Origin of the sequence: uncultured Sphingomonas sp. (genome assembly GCF_913778135.1) — a bacterium.
In the GTDB taxonomy this organism is placed as follows: Bacteria; Pseudomonadota; Alphaproteobacteria; order Sphingomonadales; family Sphingomonadaceae; genus Sphingomonas.
This window is the reverse complement of sequence record NZ_CAJYVU010000020.1, coordinates 32,861-51,187: the sequence shown is the minus strand read 5'-3', so window position 1 is coordinate 51,187 and position 18,327 is coordinate 32,861. Positions and strand designations below refer to the sequence as shown.

The following is an 18,327-nucleotide window of genomic DNA, read 5'->3' as shown; positions in this document are numbered from 1 at the left end:
GGCGCGGCGCGGTAAAGCGGGCGGGTGGCGCCCTTCCCCTCCCGCTTTCGTGTCGCAACTGCCGCCGCTGCGCTCGCGCTGCTCTTCGGCACAATCTCCGCCCGCGCGCAGGGTAACGCCTTCGACCTGACCGGCCCGGCATTGCAGGTCAGCGTGACGCACCGCGGCGACGCGGGCGAGCGCACGCTGCCGCTGTCGCAAGTGCCCAACCTGAGTGCGGGCGACCGGCTGCGGATCGCGGCGGTGCTGCCGAGCGACCAGGGCGCGCATTACCGGATGGTGCTCGCCTTTCTGCGCGGCGCAACCAATCCGCCGCCCGAGGAATGGCTCAGCGAAGCGCGGACGTGGAAGCCGAAGGACGCGGTGATCGACGCGCGCGTGCCCGCGGGCGCGCAGCAGGTCCTGGTCTTCCTCGTCCCCGACACCGGCGGTGCGTTCGCCGCGGTCCGCTCAGCGGTGCGCCAGCGTCCCGGCGCCTTCGTGCGCGCGTCGCAGGACCTCAATCAGGCGATGCTCGACCGTACCCGACTCGAGAGCTTCGTTGCGCACCTGCGCGGAAAGTCAGCCGACGAGGTTGCGGGGCTGTCGCCCGTTTTAGCGAAGAGCCTGGCGGTGAAGCTCGACCCCGCGTGCCTGCAACCGGGCGAGGACCCGCGTGCTGCCTGCCTGACGCCGGGACAGAGCGCGGCGGTGCTGGCCGACGGGCAGACCAGCTCGATCGCGCAGACGCTCGCGGGCGCGCCCGCCAACATCGCGCTGCAGCTCGCCGCCACGCCGCAGGCGGGTTACGGTTACTACAGCGCCTATATCGGCGTCTTCCGCGATCTGGCGCGGATGCTGGGCGCGTTTCAGTCGGCGCAGCTGCAATTCATCCCGGCGCTGAACGTGCAGCAGGGTGCGCGCACCAACCTGCTGCTCAACACGGTGCCGTCGTTCCGCAAGCCGCAGTCGGTGCTCGTCGCCGCGCTACCGACGGTGGCGCCACCCGCGCGTCCGCCGCTGGCGGCGGGTGCGAGCGATGCCCTGTGCCTCGCCCGCCCCGACCTCGTGCTGCCGGTCAGCGGAGCGCCGCTCGTCTTCTCGACCGATTACGCGCACGACATGCGGATGCGCGTGGCGACCCGCGCGGGCAGCGTCGACGTGCCGGTTACCGCCAACGCCGCCCGCGGCGGCTTCGTGGTCGGAAACCGCAGCGCGCTGGTGCCCGACGCGGCAATGACCGCGCAGCTGCACGGCGCCTGGGGCTTCGCCCCGTTCGAGGGTCCTACGTTCAAGCTGGTGTCACCCACCGCCGCGGCGTGGAGCGCGGGTGACGCGACGCTGGTGGTCGGGCGCGACGCGCCGCTGACGCTGACCGGCGGTGCCGCCGCGTGCGTGTCGGCGATCCGCGTGACACGCGAAGGGCTGGACCGTTCGGTGCCGTTCGAGGTGGCGAACGACGCACTGCGGCTGAAGGTACCGCTTGGGGACGTGAGGCCCGGCATGCTGACGCTAGAGATCGAGCGTTACGGTAGCACCGAGCCGCAGCGACTGCGGCTGCGCGGCTATGCCGAGGCGAGCCGGATCGACGGATTCACGCTGCACGCCGGCGACGCAGCGGGCGTGATGACGGGAGCCCGGCTCGACCAGATCGCGAGCCTGGCGGTCGGGAACGCGGTGTTCCTGCCTGGTGCACTGACCCGATCGGGGACGAGCGACCGACTGGAGCTGGCGGCACCCGCGGCGGCGTTCACCGCCGGACAGACGCCATCGGCACGCGCGACACTGAGCGATGGGCGAAGCGTCGTAGTCGCCGTCAAGGTCCTGCCGCCGCGGCCGGGCGCGACATTGCTCAGCCGATCAAGCAGCCCCCTACGGCCGCGCACGGTGCCGATCCGCCTCTCCGACGACGCGGTGATCGCGTCGGACAGCCGCCTCACCTTTTCGCTCCGCGCCGACGCGGGCACGAGCTTTCGTAGCGGCGACGTGATCGAAGTCGCGGCGGACGGCGGCGCGACCCGGCTGCCGGCGCAATTGCAGGACAACCACGTCGCCGTCGCATCGCTCGACCCCGCCGCACTTGGTGCCGGCGCGCATGGGCCACTTCGCTACCGCATCGTTCAGGGCGAGGTAGCGGGCGACTGGCGGCCGCTCGGCACGCTGGTGCGGTTGCCGACGCTGGCCGGCGTGTCGTGCGCCGGTCCGGGTGCGGGCGCGACCTGCACGATCGCGGGCAACGAGCTGTTCCTGTTACAGTCGGTCGGCGGCACCAACGTACCCGACGGCTTTACCGGCGCATCGATCACCGTGCCGCGCGCGCCGAGCGCCACGCTGGTGCTGCGCGACGCGCCGGATGCGAATGCGTCGATCGACCTCGCCAATGCACGCTGAGCCGAGCGGTCCACGGCTCGGCACCCCCGCGCTGCTGCGCTACGCCGCGGCATCGACCGGCGGCATCATCGGCTACACGCCACTGCTCACGCTGTTGCTGCCGATCAAGCTGCAGGCATTCGCAGCCACCGATCGCTATGCGCTATTGGTCTGGTGCAGCGTCGCGGGTGCATTGGCGGCGGGGTTCGCCAACATCGCGTTCGGCTGGCTCGGCGACCGTTCGGTCGCGCGCGGCAGCCGGCGGCGGGGGTGGATGCTCGCCGGGCTGCTCGCAACCGCAGCGTCTTTCGTGGGGATCGCGAGTGCGCGGAGCGGCGTGGCGATCGTTGTTGCGATGGTCGCGTTCCAGGTCGCGGTCAACGCGCTGCTCGCGCAGGTGTCGGCGCTGATCGCTGAGGAAGTCCCTGCCGCGCAGAAGAACACTGCCGCCGCGCTGCTGACGATCGGCGCTCCGCTCGCCGCGGCAGCATCGGCGCTGGTGGTTGCGCTCGCGAGCCACGAGGGCGCGCGGCTCTCCCTCGTTGCCGCCATGATGGCGGTCTGCGTCGCGCCGCTGTTGCTGCACGCTGCGCCAATCGGCGCACCCGTCACGTCGGCGGAGGCGGAGCCGTTGCCCGTGCGCCGCGCGCTCGCGGTTGCGTGGACGACCCGGCTGCTGGTGCAGATCGCGAATAGCGGGGTCAGCCTGTACCTGTTCTTCTTCCTGGCCCGTACGATCGGGCCAAGCGGCGACGCGGCCGCGATCGTCGCGCAATTGCTCGTCGTCGCGACGCTGGTGCCGGTGCCGCTCGCCCTTGTGCTCGGCCGATGGTCGGACCGGGTCGGACAACGTGAGCGCTTCCTCGCCACCAGCGCGCTGATCGCCTGCGCCGGTCTATTTGGCATGCTGCTGTCCGGTGGATGGCAGGCGGCAGGGCTGTGCTACGTCGTGTTCGCGAGCGGCGTTTCGGTCTTTCAGGCGCTCAACACGGGCCACGCGATGCTGCTGCTGCCGCCTGGCGCGGGGCCGGGGCGCAATCTGGGCGTGCTCAATCTCGCCAACACGCTGCCGCAGGTGGTTGCACCCTTGCTGGCACTGTCGGTCACCACGGACGATTTCACCACGCTGTTCGCGCTGTTCGCTACCCTGCCCCTCGCTGCCGCCTTGCTGCCGACATTATTGGGCGCAATCACGCGGCGGCGTAGGGTGCCGAGCTGCCGCGGATGACGAGTTCGTAGGGAAGAATGCGGCAAGGATCGCCCGCGCCGCCCGCCGCCTGCTGCTGATTGACGAGGTCGACCGCCTGCGCACCCATCGCGTGATTGGGCTGGCGGATCGTGGTTAGTTGCGGCCACGCCATGCGCGCGATCTCGGCGTCGTCGAACCCGACGATCGACACCGCGCGCGGCACCGCGATCTGCCGGCTCATCGCCGCGACCATGACGCCCAGCGCCATCTCGTCGTTGCTGGCGAACACCGCGCTCGGCCGCGAGCCGCGATCGAACAACGCCTCCGCCACGTCGAACCCGGAGCGGAAGCGAAAGTCTCCCTGCACGATCCGCTCCGGCGGGGGCGTCAGCCCGGCCGCGCTCATCGCGTCGGCAAACCCCTGCCAGCGCCGCTCGGTTGCGCTATGCGTGGGATTGCCGCGCACGAAGGCGATGTCGCGGTGGCCGAGCGCCAACAGATGCTCGGTCACGACGCGCGCCGCGTCGCGGTCGTCCATCCTGACCTGCGGCGTGCGATCGAGCTCGGCACCCGGCGCGATCCGCACGACCGGCACGTCGTGCTGCTCGAAGATGTCGAGCAGGGCGGCGCGGTCGCAGATCGGCGAGGTGAGGATCGCCCCGCCGAGCCGCAGCGCGTGAAGGCTGTCGACCAGCCGCTCACGCCAGTCGGAGCGTTTAAAGGTAATCGCTTCGATGACGATATGCTGGCCGAGCGCGCGCGCCTGCTCGATCGCGCCGCGCTGGATCGTCGCGGCGTAGCCCGATGCCGGATCGTCGAAGAACAGCCCGACCAGGAACGAGCGCGAGCTCGACAACCCGCGCGCGAAGGCGTTCGGGCGATAGTTCATCTCCGCGACGACGCGCGCGACGCTCTCGCGTATTTCCGGGCGGACGTGCGCCTCGCCATTGATGACGCGCGACACCGTCTTGGGCGACACACCCGCGCGTTCGGCGACATCCTTGATCGTGATCGGCTTCATGACTGGCAGCTCAACGACGGAACGAACGCCGTTGCTTATCGCCTGCGCCGCGTCCTATCCGGTCGCGCATCAGCTGCCCTACGTTCGTTGACATCGATGTCGAACAAAGCTCGGATCAGGTCAAGCCATTACCGCGGCGGTCTGGCGCGGCATCAATCCTGTATAAAGACGCTGTTGAAGAAAGCTCCGCGGTGTATTCTTGCCACATTCGCACACAAAACAAGCTGGCGCATGGTCGTATGTTGACATCGATGTCGGCTTCGATACGAGGCGACACAGTACGTAACAGAAGATTGCGCCCGGGTTGACGGCTGAGGGATGGCCGCCGGGTTCAAAGGGGAAGGATGATGAAAGCGATGAAGTTGTCGTGCGCACTGGTGCGCTCAACCTCGATGATCGGCCTCGCCGCCGGCCTGATGATGGCCAGCGCCGCGAACGCTCAGGCGCCGACGGACGCGCAGGCGACGAACCCCGCCGCTCCCGCCGACCCGCAGCAGGGCACGCCGCAGGCCGACACCACCAGTCAGGCAGCGACCCCGGGTGAAACGAGCCCGACCAACGCAGTCCCCGACACGTCGGCCGACGGCGACATCGTCGTCACGGGCGTGCGCGCCTCGCTCGAGCGCTCGATCGCGATCAAGCGCGATTCGAACGGCGTCGTCGACGCGATCAGCGCCGAGGATATCGGCAAGTTCGCCAACACCAACCTCGCCGAATCGCTTCAGCGCATCACCGGCGTGTCGATCGACCGCCGCAACGGCGAAGGCTCGACCGTCACGGTTCGCGGCTTCGGCGCGCAGTACAACCTCGTCACGCTGAACGGCCGCCAGCTCGCGACCTCGAACATCGTCGCGGTCGGCGGCGACCAGGGCGGCGATGGCGCGGGCGGCTTCGGACGCTCGTTCGACTTCTCCAACCTGGCGTCCGAAGGTGTGAAGACGCTGGAGGTCTACAAGACCGGCCGCGCCGCAATTCCCTCGGGCGGCATCGGCGCCACGATCAACGTCGTCAGCCGCCGTCCGCTCGACGCCAACGACGCGGGCTTCCTCGGCTCGATCGGCGCCAAGGGCAGCTACGACAACAGCTCGTCCGACTGCCTCGACTGCGGCGCGCGCGTGACCCCCGAAGTGTCGGGCACCGCATCGTGGTCCGACCCCAACCAGCGCTTCGGCGTATCGCTGTTCGGCAGCTACCAGAAGCGCAACTTCAGCTTCCCCAGCGTCGCGCCCGACAATTGGAACATCCGCTCGCTGAGCGACTTCCTCAATCCGTCGAATGGCTTCATCAATTCGGCGACCAAGATCAACAACCGTCCGACCGGCAACCCGCTGGTGTCGGTGCCGAACGACTCGCGCTACCACTTCTCCGAGGCGAGCCGTGAGCGCATCAACGGTCAGGCGATCCTGCAATTCCGCCCGACCGACACGCTGACCTTCACCGCCGACGGCCTGTACGCGCAGCTGAAGCAGTCCGAGCGCCGCTCGACCCAGTCGAACTGGTTCAACCGCCCGTTCAGCGAAGTGACGTTCGACGACGCCAGCAACGGCGTCGCCACCACGACCTTCCTGGCAGAGACGATCAACGGCGTGAAGGACGCCGCGTTCGAGCAGGCGTACCGTGCGCAGAAGAACAAGCTGTACGATTTCGGCGGCAACATCGAGTGGAAGCCGAGCGACCGCTTCTCGTTCGCAATCGACGGTCACATCGGCAAGGCCGACAGCCTTCCGGACAATCCCAACGGCCAGACCTCGACCACCGTCGCGTTCAACGCACCGGTCGTCGCCGCGCAGTCGCTGACGCTCAGCGACAAGGGTTTCCCGACCCAGTCGATCACGATCAACGACGCCTATCCGAGCAGGACGCCGCTTAACGTTCCCTTCATCAAGGGTAACGGCAATGGCGTGATCGACGTTGGCGACCTGTCGAGCGCGGTGCAGCGCCAGTTCCGGTCCGCGCAGACGCAGCGGATCAAGGAGTTGCGCGCCGATGCCGGGTGGGAGCTGAACGATCAGTTCCGCTTCGACGCGGGCGGCGACTATCGCCAGACCAAGACGCGCCAGACGCAGTTCAACACCAACCAGACGCTCGGCGACTGGGGCAACTCGCTGCCGCCCGACATCCAGCGCCTGGCGCCGGGTCAGGTGTTCCAGTTCTGCGCCGTGTGCAAGTTCGAGAACAACAACCCCGGCGTGACGGGCAGCTCGCTCGTCGCCTTCCGCACCGAGGACGCGACCAAGCTCTACAATTCGCTGTTCAACTATTACAGCGGGATCACCAACGACGGGGTGAACCACACCAACAACATCGAGGCGAACAGCGACAATCGCGTCCGCGAGAGCATCTGGGCAGGTTACGTCCAGGGTTCGTGGAGCGGCCAGGTGTTCGGGCGCAACGCCAACGTCGTTGCGGGCGTGCGTTACGAGAACACCAAGGTGCGCGCGACCTCGCTGCAGGCCGTGCCGCAGGCGATCATCTGGACCTCGGACAACGACTTCCGCATCAGCTACTCGACCGACCAGCAGGCGATCTCCGATCGCGGCAGCTACGACAATTGGCTGCCCGCGGTGGATGCGAAGATCGAGGTGATCGACAACCTCGTCGCCCGCGCATCGTACAGCAAGACGATCGCCCGTGCGCCTTACGGCAACCTGTTCGCTACGACGAATGTCGGCGCGCCGGGTCGTCCGACCGCGATCGGCGGCGTCGCGACCGGCAGCGCCAACAACACCAACCTGCTGCCGCTGTCGTCGGACAACATCGACGTGTCGCTCGAATGGTATCCGCGCAAGGACGTGTTCCTGTCAGCGGGCTTCTTCGACAAGCGCGTCCACGACTTCATCGGCAACACGGTGGTCAACCGCAACCTGTTCGGCCTGCGCGACCCAACCTCGGGTGCGGCAGGGACGCGTTCGGGCACCGCGCGCGACCAGCTGGCGAACACGTTCCGCGCCGACATCACCGACGTGAACCTGTTCACCTACACCGCGCTGCTGCAGGCGAATAACGGCAACATCGCCGCTGCCAACGCGCAGTTCGCGGCGAACTACAATGCCGCCTCGCGGTCGCTGAACCAGGGCTTCGTTGACCAGATCCTGGGCCAGTACGACATCACCGCGAATGCGCAGGATCCGCTGTTCAACTTTGCGGTCAACACGCCGATCAACAACCGCGATGCGCACATCTACGGCGGTGAGTTCGCAGGCCAGTACTTCCTGGGCAACACCGGCTTCGGCATCGCGGCGAGCTACACTTTGGTGCGCGGCAACGTCGGGATCGACGTGGCGGCAGCACCGACGGCGAACACCTTCGCGCTGGTCGGCCTGTCCGACACCGCGAACGGAACGCTGATCTACGACAAGAACGGAACCTCGATCCGCCTGTCGTACAACTGGCGCGCGAAGTTCCTCGCCGACATCAACCGCGGCGGCAACGATCGCAACCCGGTGTTCGTGGCACCGTACGGCCAGCTCGACCTGTCGATGAACTTCGACCTGACGCCGCGCTTCTCGCTCGGTTTCGAGGCGATCAACCTGACCGAGGAGGGTGTCCGCACCTACGGGCGCGACAAGAGCAACGTCTGGTATCTGGCGGAAGGCTCCGCGCGGTACCTGGTCGGCGCGCGCTACCGCTTCTGACCTGACGAAACCGACGAGGCCGCCGACACCGGCGGCCTCGTTCTCTCAAATCACGTTGTTCACCCAAATCGCGTTGGGGTAGGAAGCGCACATGCCTGCCGTCCTGCTCAACAACGTCGACCACCGCGACCTGCGCGTCGCGGTCGGTCATCACGCGCGCTACGGCGACGCGATCAACCAAACCCGCATCTTCCCCGCCGAGTTCGAGGAAGCGCAGCGCGAATACGCAATCCTGCTGCGCCGCGATGATGCCGGACAATTCCTGGCCGTCGTGCTGCTCGGGCTCGACCCGGACGAGAACGTGTTTCTATCGGGCGAACAGTGGGATGCGCGCTACGTGCCCGCGACGCGCGCGCGCGGCCCCTTCTCAATCGGTGTCGACGCCGACGGCGAACCGATGATCCACGTAGAGGACGATCACCTTCGCATCGACTCAGATGGCGCGCCAGTGTTTCGCGAACATGGTGGCAACGCCCCGCTGCTCGATCACGTGTCCGCGATGCTGCAGCGGATCTACACCGGGCTGCAGGACGAGCAGGCGCTCTACGCCGCGCTGTCCGATGCCGGACTGCTCACCCCCGCGACGCTGCAACTCGAACTGGCGGAGGGACGCCGCTACAATCTGCCCGACCACTGGACGGTCGATGCAGAGCGGCTCGCGGCGCTCGGCGGCGACATGCTGGCGCGACTGCACCGCGCCGACCACCTGCGTGCCGCGATCTGGATCGCCTCGTCGCTCGGCAACGTGCGGCATCTGATCGACCGCAAGCTCAAGGCGGAGCTGCATGGCTGACACGCCGCGCGTGACGCGTGCCGTGCGTGAGGTCGCGGTGCGCGATCGCGTCGATCCGGGTGCGCTGATCGCGCTGAACGAACCTGTGATCCTACGCGGGTACGCCGCCGACTGGCCACTCGTACGGGCGGGGCTCGCGTCGGCGGAACAAGCGGCCGACTATCTGCGACGCTTCGACGCCGGGCACCGCGTGACCGGCTATGTTGGCTCCCCTGCGATCCGCGGTCGGTTTCATTACGACGACACCGCCACCGCGATGAACTTCGCGGCCGAGCAGATGACGCTCGGCGCGTTCCTAGATCGCGTGCTCGCCGATGCTGGCACGGACGCGTCATCGCTGTATCTCGGCTCGACCGACCTCGACACTTATCTACCCGGCTTCCGACGTGAGAATGAGCTGGCGACCGAAGGCGACACCTTCGCGCACCATCCCCCGCTCGCCAGCATCTGGATCGGCAATCGCACGATCGCCTCGGCGCATTACGATCAGTCGAACAACGCCGCCGTCTGTGCGGTCGGACACCGGCGCTTCACCCTGTTCCCGCCCGAGCAGGTCGCCAACCTCTACCCCGGCCCGCTCGCTCCGACGCCGGGCGGTCAGGTCGTCAGCATGGTCGATTTCGCCGCCCCCGACCTGACGCGTTATCCGCGCTTCGCCGATGCAATCTCGGCGGGTCAGGTGGCGGAGCTGAACCCGGGCGACGTGCTCGTCTACCCGGCGCTCTGGTGGCACCATGTCGAGGCGCTCGACGCGTTCAACGTGCTGGTGAACTATTGGTGGAACGCCGCGCCTGCATTCATGGACACGCCGATGGACACGATGCTCCACGCCTTTCTCTCGCTGCGCGAACGGCCGGCGCAGGAAAAGGCGGCGTGGCGCGCGATGTTCGACCATTACGTCTTCGGTGATGCGGAAAGCGTCGCGGCGCACCTGCCCGCGGGCGCACGCGGGCCGCTCGCGCCGATCGACGAAGGCATGGCGCGACAGCTGCGCGCCTATCTGCTTGGACGCTTGAACCGATGACCCACACCGACCTGCCGCAGCCCACCCGCGTCGTCATCGCCGGCGGCGGCACCGCGGGGTGGATCGCCGCTGCCGCCCTCACCCGGCAACTGGGCAAGCTGATCGAGGTGACGCTGGTCGAATCGGACGAGATCGGCACCGTCGGCGTCGGCGAGTCGACGATCCCGACCGCGCGCGGTTTCCATGCCTTTATCGGCGTGGACGAGGCCGCGTTCATGCGCCAAACGCAGGCGACGTTCAAACTCGGCATCTCGTTTGAGAACTGGTGCCGGCAAGGTGACGCCTATTTCCACCCGTTCGGGCAGGTCGGCCGTTCGGTCGCGATCGCCGATTTTCAGCATTTCTGGCTCCAGGCGCGCGCGCACGGCGTCGCTGGCGCGTACGGCGACTATTCGCTCGAACAGCAGGCCGCCGCCGCGGGCCGCTTCGGGCTCGATGCGCAAGGATCGCTCGCCTACGCCTATCACCTGAACGCGACCGACTATGCGCGCTTCCTGCGCGGGGTGGCGGAGGGCGCGGGCGCGACCCGCGTCGAGGGTCGAATCGAGCACGTCGAACTTGGTGAGAACGGCGACATCGCCGCGCTGGTGCTGGCATCCGGCGCGCGGATCGCGGGCGACCTGTTCATTGACTGCACCGGCTTTCGGGCTTTGTTGATCGAAGGCGCGCTCAAGACCGGCTACGACGACTGGAGCGAATGGCTCGCCACCGATCGCGCGCTGGCGGTGCAGACCGAGACGGTGAGTGCGCCCGTTCCCTACACCCGCGCGATCGCGCACGGCGCGGGCTGGCGCTGGCAGATCCCGCTGCAATCGCGCGTCGGCAACGGCATCGTTTATTCAAGCGCGCACATGAGCGACGACGAGGCGCGTGCGACGCTGCTCGCCGGGCTGGACGGTGCGCCCTTGTTCGAGCCGCGCCCACTGCGCTTCACCGCGGGCATGCGGCGCCGCAGCTGGAACCGCAACTGCGTCGCGCTGGGCCTCGCCGGCGGGTTCATCGAGCCGCTGGAATCGACCAGCATCCACCTGATCATGAACGCGGCGATCCGGCTGATCCAGCTGTTCCCTTTCCGCGGTGACGACCGGGACGCGCTCGCCACGCGCTTCAACGCGCAGTCGCGACACGAGTGGGAGCATGTGCGCGACTTCATCATCCTCCACTATGTCGTGACCGAGCGTGACGACACGCCGTTCTGGCGCGAGCGGCGCGCGATGCCGATCCCCGACACGCTGGCGGAACGGATCGCGCTGTTCGCTGAGAGTGCGGGTGCGTGGCAGGGGCAGGACGACCTGTTCCGGATCGATTCCTGGGCCGCGGTGATGCTGGGTCAAGGCATCAGTCCGCGCGCGCACCACCGCGTCGCCAGCCTGCTCGGCGCGGAGGCGTTGAAGGGGTCGCTCGGTGACCTCACCCGCTCGATCGCGGCGACCGTGCAGACGCTGCCGCCGCATCAGCAGTTCCTGCAACATTACTGCCCCGCCTGACCCGCAACGGATTGTTACAGGGGAGGAACGTCCGCGACATACGGACGTTCAGCGACCAACACAGATCAGGTTCTGCCCGTCATCCCGTCGCGCAGGCTTGTTGGTGCGCATCCAGGGGGCTTGCTTGAGCGGGGACGACAACGACGCGGCCAACGGTGGCGCGACGAACGAGGGCAAGGACGAACAGCGCGGCGGGCAGACGCACGACGACCAGTCGGACAAAGCGTCCAAGAACGACGGCGGTGACGACGGCGATCAGAAAAAGCGCGATCCGGACGCCGACGAGGACAGCAAAAAGAAGCAGGACGACGAGCAGTCGGACGATGATGACTCATCCGACGACGATGACGACAGCGACGACGAAGACGAGGATGACGGCAAGCCGCCGCTCTACAAGCGTCCGATCTTCTGGATTGTCGTTGCGATCGTCGCCGCAGTGCTCATCATCGGCGGGGTGCTCTACTGGCTCCACGCGCGCCGGTTCGAATCAACTGACGACGCCTTTATCGACGCGCATATCGTGCGGATCGCGGCGCAGGAAAGCGGGCAGCTGACGCAGGTCTACCGCGGCGACAACAGCCATGTTCGTGCCGGTCAGTTGCTCGCAGTGATCGAACCCGGCACCGCGCAGGCGACCCGAGCAGAGGCCGTCGCGGGCATCTCCGAGGCCGACGCGCAGATCAGGCAGGCCGAGGCCGGCGTGCTCGCTGCGCTCGCCAGCGTACGTCAGGCACGCGCTCAGGCGGCGGTACCGCTCGCCGAGGCACGCCGCGCAACCGACGATTATCGGCGCTACGCGACCCTGCGCCAGCTCGACCCGCTTGCCGCCGCGCCGACGCAGATCGACCAGGCGCGCGCGCAGGCACAGAGTGCGCAGGCACAGGTCAGCGCCGCGCGGCAGCAGATCGGCTCTGCGCAAGCCGACGTGCTGACCGCGCGCAAGCGGGTCGAGGCGGCGCGCGCGCAACGCCGTGCGGCCGAAGCGCGCGTCGCGCAGAGTGACGTCACCGTGCGCCACCTCGTCATTCGCGCGCCGATCAGTGGACAGGTCGTCAACCGCTCGGTCAATCTCGGCAGCTATGTCGCGCCGGGGCAGCAGTTGATGGCGATCGTCCCCGACGATCTGTGGATCACCGCCAATTTCAAGGAAACGCAGCTGACGCTGATGCGCGCCGGATTGCCCGTGCGGATCGAGATCGACGCATTCCCGGGGCGCGATTTCGCCGGCCATGTTGAATCGATCCAGCGTGGCGCGGGACAGGCCTTCGCACTGCTGCCGCCGCAAAATGCGACGGGCAATTACGTCAAGGTCGTGCAGCGCGTGCCGGTGCGTATCCGCTTCAACAACAACGATTGGCAGCATTACGCGATCGGGCCGGGCATGTCGGTCGTGCCGCGCGTCACCGTGCGGCCGTGATCGCACCTCGGCCAAGCGGCGCGGGCGCGGCGTGAGCGGGTGGACCAACGAACGCTCGGCGGCGGGTGATCGCAACCCGTGGCTGATCGTCGGCGTCATCAGCCTGGCGACGTTCATGGAGGTGCTCGATACCTCGATCGCGAACGTCAGCCTCGATCATATCGCGGGCGGGCTCGCCGCCAGCCGCGACGAGGCGACTTGGGTGCTGACGAGCTATCTCGTGTCAAACGCGATCGTAATTCCGATCTCGGGCTGGCTGTCCGACGTGATTGGTCGCAAGCGTTATTACATGATCTCGGTGGCGTTGTTCACGCTGTCGTCGCTGATGTGCGGGTTCGCGCCCAACCTTCCGTTCCTAATCTTCGCGCGCATTCTGCAAGGGATCGGCGGCGGCGGGCTTGCGCCGTCGGAGCAGAGCTTCCTCGCCGACAGCTTCCCGCCGGAGAAGCGCGGCGCCGCGTTCGCCGCCTACGGCGTCGTGGTCGTCTGCGGACCCGTGCTCGGTCCGACGCTGGGCGGTTTCATCACCGACAACATTTCATGGCACTGGATCTTCCTGATCAACGTGCCGATCGGCATCATCTCGCTGCTGCTCGTCAACACGTTCGTGATCGAGCCCGAAATTCTGCAGAAGGAGCGGCGCCAGCGGCTGCGGCGCGGCCTGCGGGTCGATTATATCGGCTTCGCCCTTGTGGTGCTGGGGCTGGGCGGGCTCGAGCTGATCCTCGATCGCGGTGAGCGCGATGCGTGGCTGGAGAGCACCTTCATCCTTGGCCTGGCAGTCACGGTCGCCGTCTCGCTCGCGTTCCTCGTCTGGTGGGAGCTCGCGCGCAAGGATCCGATCGTCAATCTGAAGCTGCTCGCCAATCGTAACTTCTCGATCACCTTGCTCTTCATGACGACGACGGGCGCGGTGCTGTTCGGCACCACCACGCTGATCCCGCAAATGCTGCAGGAGGTCTTCAACTATAACGCGACCAGCGCCGGGCTCGCGCTGACGGTCGGCGGGATCGCGACGCTGGTCGCGATGCCGGTCGTCGGCACGCTGACGGGCAAGGTCGATACGCGGTTCCTGCTGATGCCCGCATTGCTGCTCCAAGCGGCATCGCTCTGGTACATGTCGGGCTGGAACAGCGAGCTGACGTTCGGACAAGCATCGACCGCGCGGCTGATTTCCGCGGTCGGGCTGCCGTTCCTGTTCGTACCGATCAACACCGCCGCCTATGTGGGCTTGAAGCCCGACCAGACCAGCGACGCCTCCGCGCTGCTCAATGTCGCGCGCAATCTGGGCGGCAGCATCGGAATCGGCGTCGCGCAGGCGATCCTGATCTCGCGCGGGCAATACCACCAGGATCGCATCGTCGAGGGGCTGAACCCGCTCAACCCCAGTTATGTCGAGGGCGTCAACCAGCTGTCGCGCACCGTGGGGGGAACGGGTGGGGACCAGAGCATGACGACGCTGTCGGCATTGATGCAACAGGTGCGCGAGCAGGCGCAGGTGCTGTCGTACATCGACGTGTTCCACGGCTTCATGATCTTCGTGCTGCTGGTGACGCCGCTCGCCATCTTCCTGCGGCAGGGCAAGGCAAAGGAGGGCGCCGCGTGACGCGCGCAACGAGGATGAGATCGCTGGCGCTGTTGGCGGCGATGGCCGGGATTACGCTGGCCGGATGTACCGTCGGCCCGAACTATCGCCCGCCCGAAGCGAGCGCCCCTGCCCGCTTCGGCGAGGCGGTGACCGACACGCAGCCCGCGCCGGTTCTGTCGGGATGGTGGCACCAGTACCGCGATCCCGAACTCGACCGGCTGATCGACACCGCGCTGGCGCAGAGCCCCGATATCGCGGTCGCGGTAGCGCGCATCCAGCAGGCGCGCGCGCAGGAACGCGTCGCCCGCGCCGCCTATCTGCCGCAGGTCAACGCGCAGGCAGGCACCACCTATCAGCGGTTCAGCAAGAACGCAGGATTGGCTTCGCTCGCCAGCCTGTTCGGCGGTGGCTCGGGCGGCGGTGCCGGCGGCGGCGGTGCGAGTGGTGGCGGTTCTGGCGGTGGTGCTGGCGGTGGTGGTTCCGGCAGCGGCGGGTCAGGTGGCGGGATCAGCTCACCCGGCAGCTCGATCCAGACCTATTCGGCCGGCTTCGACGCCAGCTGGGAACTCGACCTGTTCGGCGGCGTGACGCGTCAGGTCGAGGGGTCGCGCGCGCGCACGGAAGCCGCGGTGTGGAACGCACGCGACGCGCAACTGTCGCTCGTCGCCGAAACCGCGGACGCGTACCTGCAACTGCGCAGCCTGCAGGAGCGCGAGGCGATTGCGCGGAACGAGGTCGCGCGGCAGGAAGGCAATCTGAAGATCGCCGCCGACACAAGCCGCGCCGGGTTGATCGCGCAAGGAGACTATGTGCGACAGCGCGCCGAGCTCGCCAGCGCGCAGGCTGCGATCGGCCCGATCGTCGCGGAGGGCAAGGCGCAGATGCACGCGATCGCGGTGCTGACCGGGCAGACGCCCGACGCACTGATCGTCGAGCTGTCGCGTCCCCGCCCGGCACTATCGGTGCCGCCCGCGGTACCGCCGGGGTTGCCGAGCGAGCTGCTGCGCCGCCGCCCCGACGTTCGCGCGGCCGAGCGCAACCTGGCCGCCGCGACCGCCGACATCGGCGTCGCGGTCGCCGATCTATACCCGAAGTTCAGCCTGACCGGGATGGCGCAGCTCATCTCCACCGCGCTGTCCAACCTGTTCACTGGGGACAGTTTGCAGCTGACCGGCGCGGCGAATGCGACCTTCCCCGTGCTGGATTTCGGGCGGCGCAAGGGACAGGTCGCGATCCGGCAGGCCGCTGCCGACGAGGCCTATGCGCAATATCGCCGCACGGTGTTGATGGCGCTGCGCGATACCGAGGACGCGCTGATCCGCATCCGCACCGAACAGGACCGGCGCACCGTGTTGGTTGCCGGGCTGACCGATGCGCGGCGCGCGGTCGGTTCGGTCGAGGCGCGCTGGCGCAGCGGCTTGACCGATTTCGGTGACGTGCTCGCCGCGCGGCAGTCGGTGCTGTCGGCGGAGGATCAGGTGGCGGAGAGCAACGGCAACCTGCGCCGCGACCTGCTGTCGCTCTACAAGGCGCTGGGTGGCGGGTGGGAAGACCTGCCGCTGACTGTGCCCACACCGGGCAATGCAGCGTCGGCCTACACGCGGGCGAAGTCGAAGGAATAGGAGTCTTCTCGCCCGCTGCCGGTTCGATGATCGCGGACCGGGCTGGGTTAGACCAGCGATTGAATCGCGTACCGATTAACGTGGGCCGCTACCCTGCTGCCTGATCCCGGTCGCGTCGTAGCTGGTGCGCGATCCCGACGACGTCCCGGTGCCGGAGCCGGGGCTGCCGTTCGTGCTTGCAGCCCCCATGCCGCTGCCCATCACGCCGGCGCCGTTCATGTTCCCCGTCGTCGCACCACCCTGCCCGATCATGCCATCCCGTCCGCCCATGCCCGACTGCTGCATGCCCGCCATCGATCCGCTTGTTCCGCTCGCACCGCCACGCTGGCCGCTGGTAAGCGTCATGGCGTTCGTCGGGGTGGTGACGCCGCTCGACGAGGGCCGCGTCATGCCGCCGCGGCTGCTCGTGCCCATTGCGCGACGCATCGCGGAATTCATCGGCGGCTGCGACACGCGCCCGCTTGCACCCGAGCCGCCGGCGCTCGCACTGCTCGACGCGCTCGCCCCACCGGACGCACCCGAGGCTCCGGCCGACGCACCCGCCTGCAACATCAGGGCGATCACCACCGCCGCAATCACGCCAGCACCATTGTCGAGCCGATCATTACCGCACTGCCTGCTGCCATCTTTCAGCGTAAAGGCGCCTGCCCACGCACCGGTTCCTGCCGCCCACACGAACGTTGGCAACAAGCCCGCGTCACGCTACAGCGGCGCGGCGGATCGCGGTGCGGTTCGCAGATCGCGCTGGTGCCTCGAAAGGGGCGTAAACGGGAATGCGGTGAAGGGCTTAGGCTCCAATCCGCGGCTGTCCCTGCAACTGTGAGCGGCGAGCGACGGGCACGGGCCTTTCTTTGATGAAAGGCGGCCACTGGAGGCGGGTTCATGCACCGCGCCGGGAAGGCTGTGATCCGAAGCGACGACCCGCGAGCCAGGAAACCTGCCAGCGTTCTGGTCGCTCTTGCTTTGGTCCAGGGGATGGCCGGGGCACGGTGTTCCGTCTGAGCGACGAAGCAATGCGCGGCGTGGGGCCGCACCGATGCGCCACGGACACGCGAGCCGTCCGTCACGCGCATCGGTATCGACCCGCCCCCACCCGCGTCGTCGCCGTTTGCGCTCGCGAAGGAACTGCCCGTGACCACCCTTGCCTCGCCCACCAACACCGCCACGCGCGATCTCGCCAAGGTGCCCGTGACCATCGTCACCGGCTTTCTGGGTGCGGGCAAGACGACGCTGATCAGCCATCTGATCCGCAACGCGAACGGCCGCCGGCTGGCGGTCGTGGTCAACGAATTCGGCACGCTGGGTGTCGATGGGGACATTCTGAAGAGCTGCGCCATCCCCGACTGCCCGGCGGAGAACGTTGTGGAGCTCGCCAACGGCTGCATCTGCTGCACCGTCGCCGACGATTTCATCCCCACGGTCGAGCAATTGCTGTCGCTCGACCCGCGCCCCGACCACATCCTGATCGAGACCTCGGGGCTTGCCCTTCCCAAGCCGCTGTTGAAGGCGTTCGACTGGCCTGCGATCCGCTCGCGCATCACGGTCGACGGCGTCGTGGCGCTCGCCGACGCGGAGGCGGTCGCCGCCGGCCGCTTCGCCCCCGACGTCGCCGCGCTCGACGCGCAGCGCGCTGCCGATCCCGGCATCGACCACGAGACGCCCTTGTCCGAGGTGTTCGAGGACCAGCTCGCCTGCGCTGACATTGTGCTGCTGACCAAGGCCGATCTGGCGGGCGCGGACGGCGTCGCCGCCGCGCGCGCGGTGATCGCGACCGAGGCGCCGCGGCCCACACCGGTGGTCGAGCTGGTCGACGGCGTAATCGACCCTGCGGTGATCCTGGGGCTGGACGCGAAGGCGGAGGACGACCTCGCCGCGCGGCCGTCGCACCATGACGGCGAGGACGACCACGAGCACGACGATTTCGACAGCATGGTGTTCGACGGCGCGGAGGTCGACGACCCCGCAACGCTGGTGGCGCGGATCGAGGCGCTAGCGCGCGAGCAGGACGTGCTACGCGTCAAGGGTTATGCCGCAGTGAAGGGCAAGCCGATGCGCTTGCTGGTCCAGGCGGTCGGCGCGCGCGTGCGGACGCAATATGATCGCCCGTGGGGCGCGGACGAGCAGCGCCAGACGCGACTGGTCGTCATCGCCGAGCATGACCGCATCGACCAGGCGCGCATCGAGGCCGCATTGAACGGCTGA

Annotated in this window: 12 protein-coding genes and 1 riboswitch; of the genes, 10 read left to right on the top strand and 2 right to left on the bottom strand. The window is 68.0% G+C overall.

Features of this window, described 5'->3' with window-relative positions:
- Positions 1-24 precede the first annotated feature (24 nt).
- On the top strand, positions 25-2,370 hold the full coding sequence (locus QZ847_RS02080; RefSeq protein WP_294352650.1) for a hypothetical protein: 2,346 nt from the start codon (positions 25-27) through the stop codon (positions 2,368-2,370).
- A complete protein-coding gene (locus QZ847_RS02075) occupies positions 2,360-3,577 on the top strand; it encodes an MFS transporter (protein WP_294352648.1) in 1,218 nt (405 codons plus the stop codon). The genes QZ847_RS02080 and QZ847_RS02075 overlap by 11 nt, the downstream gene beginning before the upstream one ends.
- On the opposite strand, the gene QZ847_RS02070 is transcribed toward QZ847_RS02075, so the two are convergent.
- Positions 3,540-4,559: a LacI family DNA-binding transcriptional regulator gene (locus QZ847_RS02070; RefSeq protein WP_294352646.1), complete on the bottom strand. Its 1,020-nt coding sequence runs from the start codon at positions 4,557-4,559 to the stop codon at positions 3,540-3,542. The two genes, QZ847_RS02075 and QZ847_RS02070, sit on opposite strands and share 38 nt — an antisense overlap.
- A gap of 347 nt (positions 4,560-4,906) precedes the next feature.
- On the opposite strand from QZ847_RS02070, the gene QZ847_RS02065 reads away from it, so the two are divergent.
- From QZ847_RS02065 to QZ847_RS02035, 7 genes are all read left to right on the top strand, one after another.
- The gene (locus QZ847_RS02065; RefSeq protein ID WP_294352644.1) at positions 4,907-8,194 is read left to right on the top strand and encodes a TonB-dependent receptor; all 3,288 of its coding nucleotides are present in this window, start codon (positions 4,907-4,909) and stop codon (positions 8,192-8,194) included.
- Between the two features lie 91 nt (positions 8,195-8,285).
- Positions 8,286-8,987 carry a SapC family protein gene (locus QZ847_RS02060; protein WP_294352641.1) on the top strand — a complete coding sequence of 234 codons (702 nt, stop codon included), beginning with the start codon at positions 8,286-8,288 and terminating at the stop codon, positions 8,985-8,987.
- Positions 8,980-10,011: a cupin-like domain-containing protein gene (locus QZ847_RS02055; RefSeq protein WP_294352639.1), complete on the top strand. Its 1,032-nt coding sequence runs from the start codon at positions 8,980-8,982 to the stop codon at positions 10,009-10,011. The genes QZ847_RS02060 and QZ847_RS02055 overlap by 8 nt, the downstream gene beginning before the upstream one ends.
- Positions 10,008-11,498: a tryptophan halogenase family protein gene (locus QZ847_RS02050; RefSeq protein ID WP_294352636.1), complete on the top strand. Its 1,491-nt coding sequence runs from the start codon at positions 10,008-10,010 to the stop codon at positions 11,496-11,498. Before QZ847_RS02055 ends, QZ847_RS02050 begins: the two co-directional genes overlap by 4 nt.
- Positions 11,499-11,622: 124 nt before the next feature.
- Entirely contained in the window at positions 11,623-12,915 is a 1,293-nt protein-coding gene (locus QZ847_RS02045) for an HlyD family secretion protein (protein WP_294352635.1), read from the top strand.
- Between the two features lie 31 nt (positions 12,916-12,946).
- Complete coding sequence (locus tag QZ847_RS02040; RefSeq protein ID WP_294352632.1) at positions 12,947-14,521, top strand: DHA2 family efflux MFS transporter permease subunit; 1,575 nt, start codon at positions 12,947-12,949, stop codon at positions 14,519-14,521.
- On the top strand, positions 14,518-16,125 hold the full coding sequence (locus tag QZ847_RS02035; RefSeq protein ID WP_294352631.1) for an efflux transporter outer membrane subunit: 1,608 nt from the start codon (positions 14,518-14,520) through the stop codon (positions 16,123-16,125). The genes QZ847_RS02040 and QZ847_RS02035 overlap by 4 nt, the downstream gene beginning before the upstream one ends.
- 75 nt (positions 16,126-16,200) lie before the next feature.
- Here QZ847_RS02035 and QZ847_RS02030 read toward each other — a convergent pair whose 3' ends face one another.
- Positions 16,201-16,812, bottom strand: coding sequence for a hypothetical protein (locus tag QZ847_RS02030; protein WP_294352628.1), 612 nt, complete (start codon positions 16,810-16,812; stop codon positions 16,201-16,203).
- 41 nt (positions 16,813-16,853) lie between these two features.
- A riboswitch (cobalamin riboswitch) is annotated at positions 16,854-17,085 on the top strand.
- Between the two features lie 171 nt (positions 17,086-17,256).
- Between QZ847_RS02030 and cobW the strand changes: the two genes are divergently transcribed.
- Positions 17,257-18,327 (top strand): cobalamin biosynthesis protein CobW, encoded by a 1,071-nt coding sequence (gene cobW, locus QZ847_RS02025; protein ID WP_294352626.1) that lies wholly within the window; start codon positions 17,257-17,259, stop codon positions 18,325-18,327.

What these genes read in the sequence shown, in the direction of transcription:
- QZ847_RS02055 (WP_294352639.1), top strand. Translation starts at nt 8,980, where the DNA reads ATGGCTGACACGCCGCGCGTGACGCGTGCCGTGCGTGAGGTCGCGGTG.
- QZ847_RS02065 (WP_294352644.1), top strand. Translation starts at nt 4,907, where the DNA reads ATGAAAGCGATGAAGTTGTCGTGCGCACTGGTGCGCTCAACCTCGATG.
- QZ847_RS02075 (WP_294352648.1), top strand. Translation starts at nt 2,360, where the DNA reads ATGCACGCTGAGCCGAGCGGTCCACGGCTCGGCACCCCCGCGCTGCTG.
- QZ847_RS02050 (WP_294352636.1), top strand. Translation starts at nt 10,008, where the DNA reads ATGACCCACACCGACCTGCCGCAGCCCACCCGCGTCGTCATCGCCGGC.
- QZ847_RS02060 (WP_294352641.1), top strand. Translation starts at nt 8,286, where the DNA reads ATGCCTGCCGTCCTGCTCAACAACGTCGACCACCGCGACCTGCGCGTC.
- QZ847_RS02070 (WP_294352646.1), bottom strand. Translation starts at nt 4,559, where the DNA reads ATGAAGCCGATCACGATCAAGGATGTCGCCGAACGCGCGGGTGTGTCG.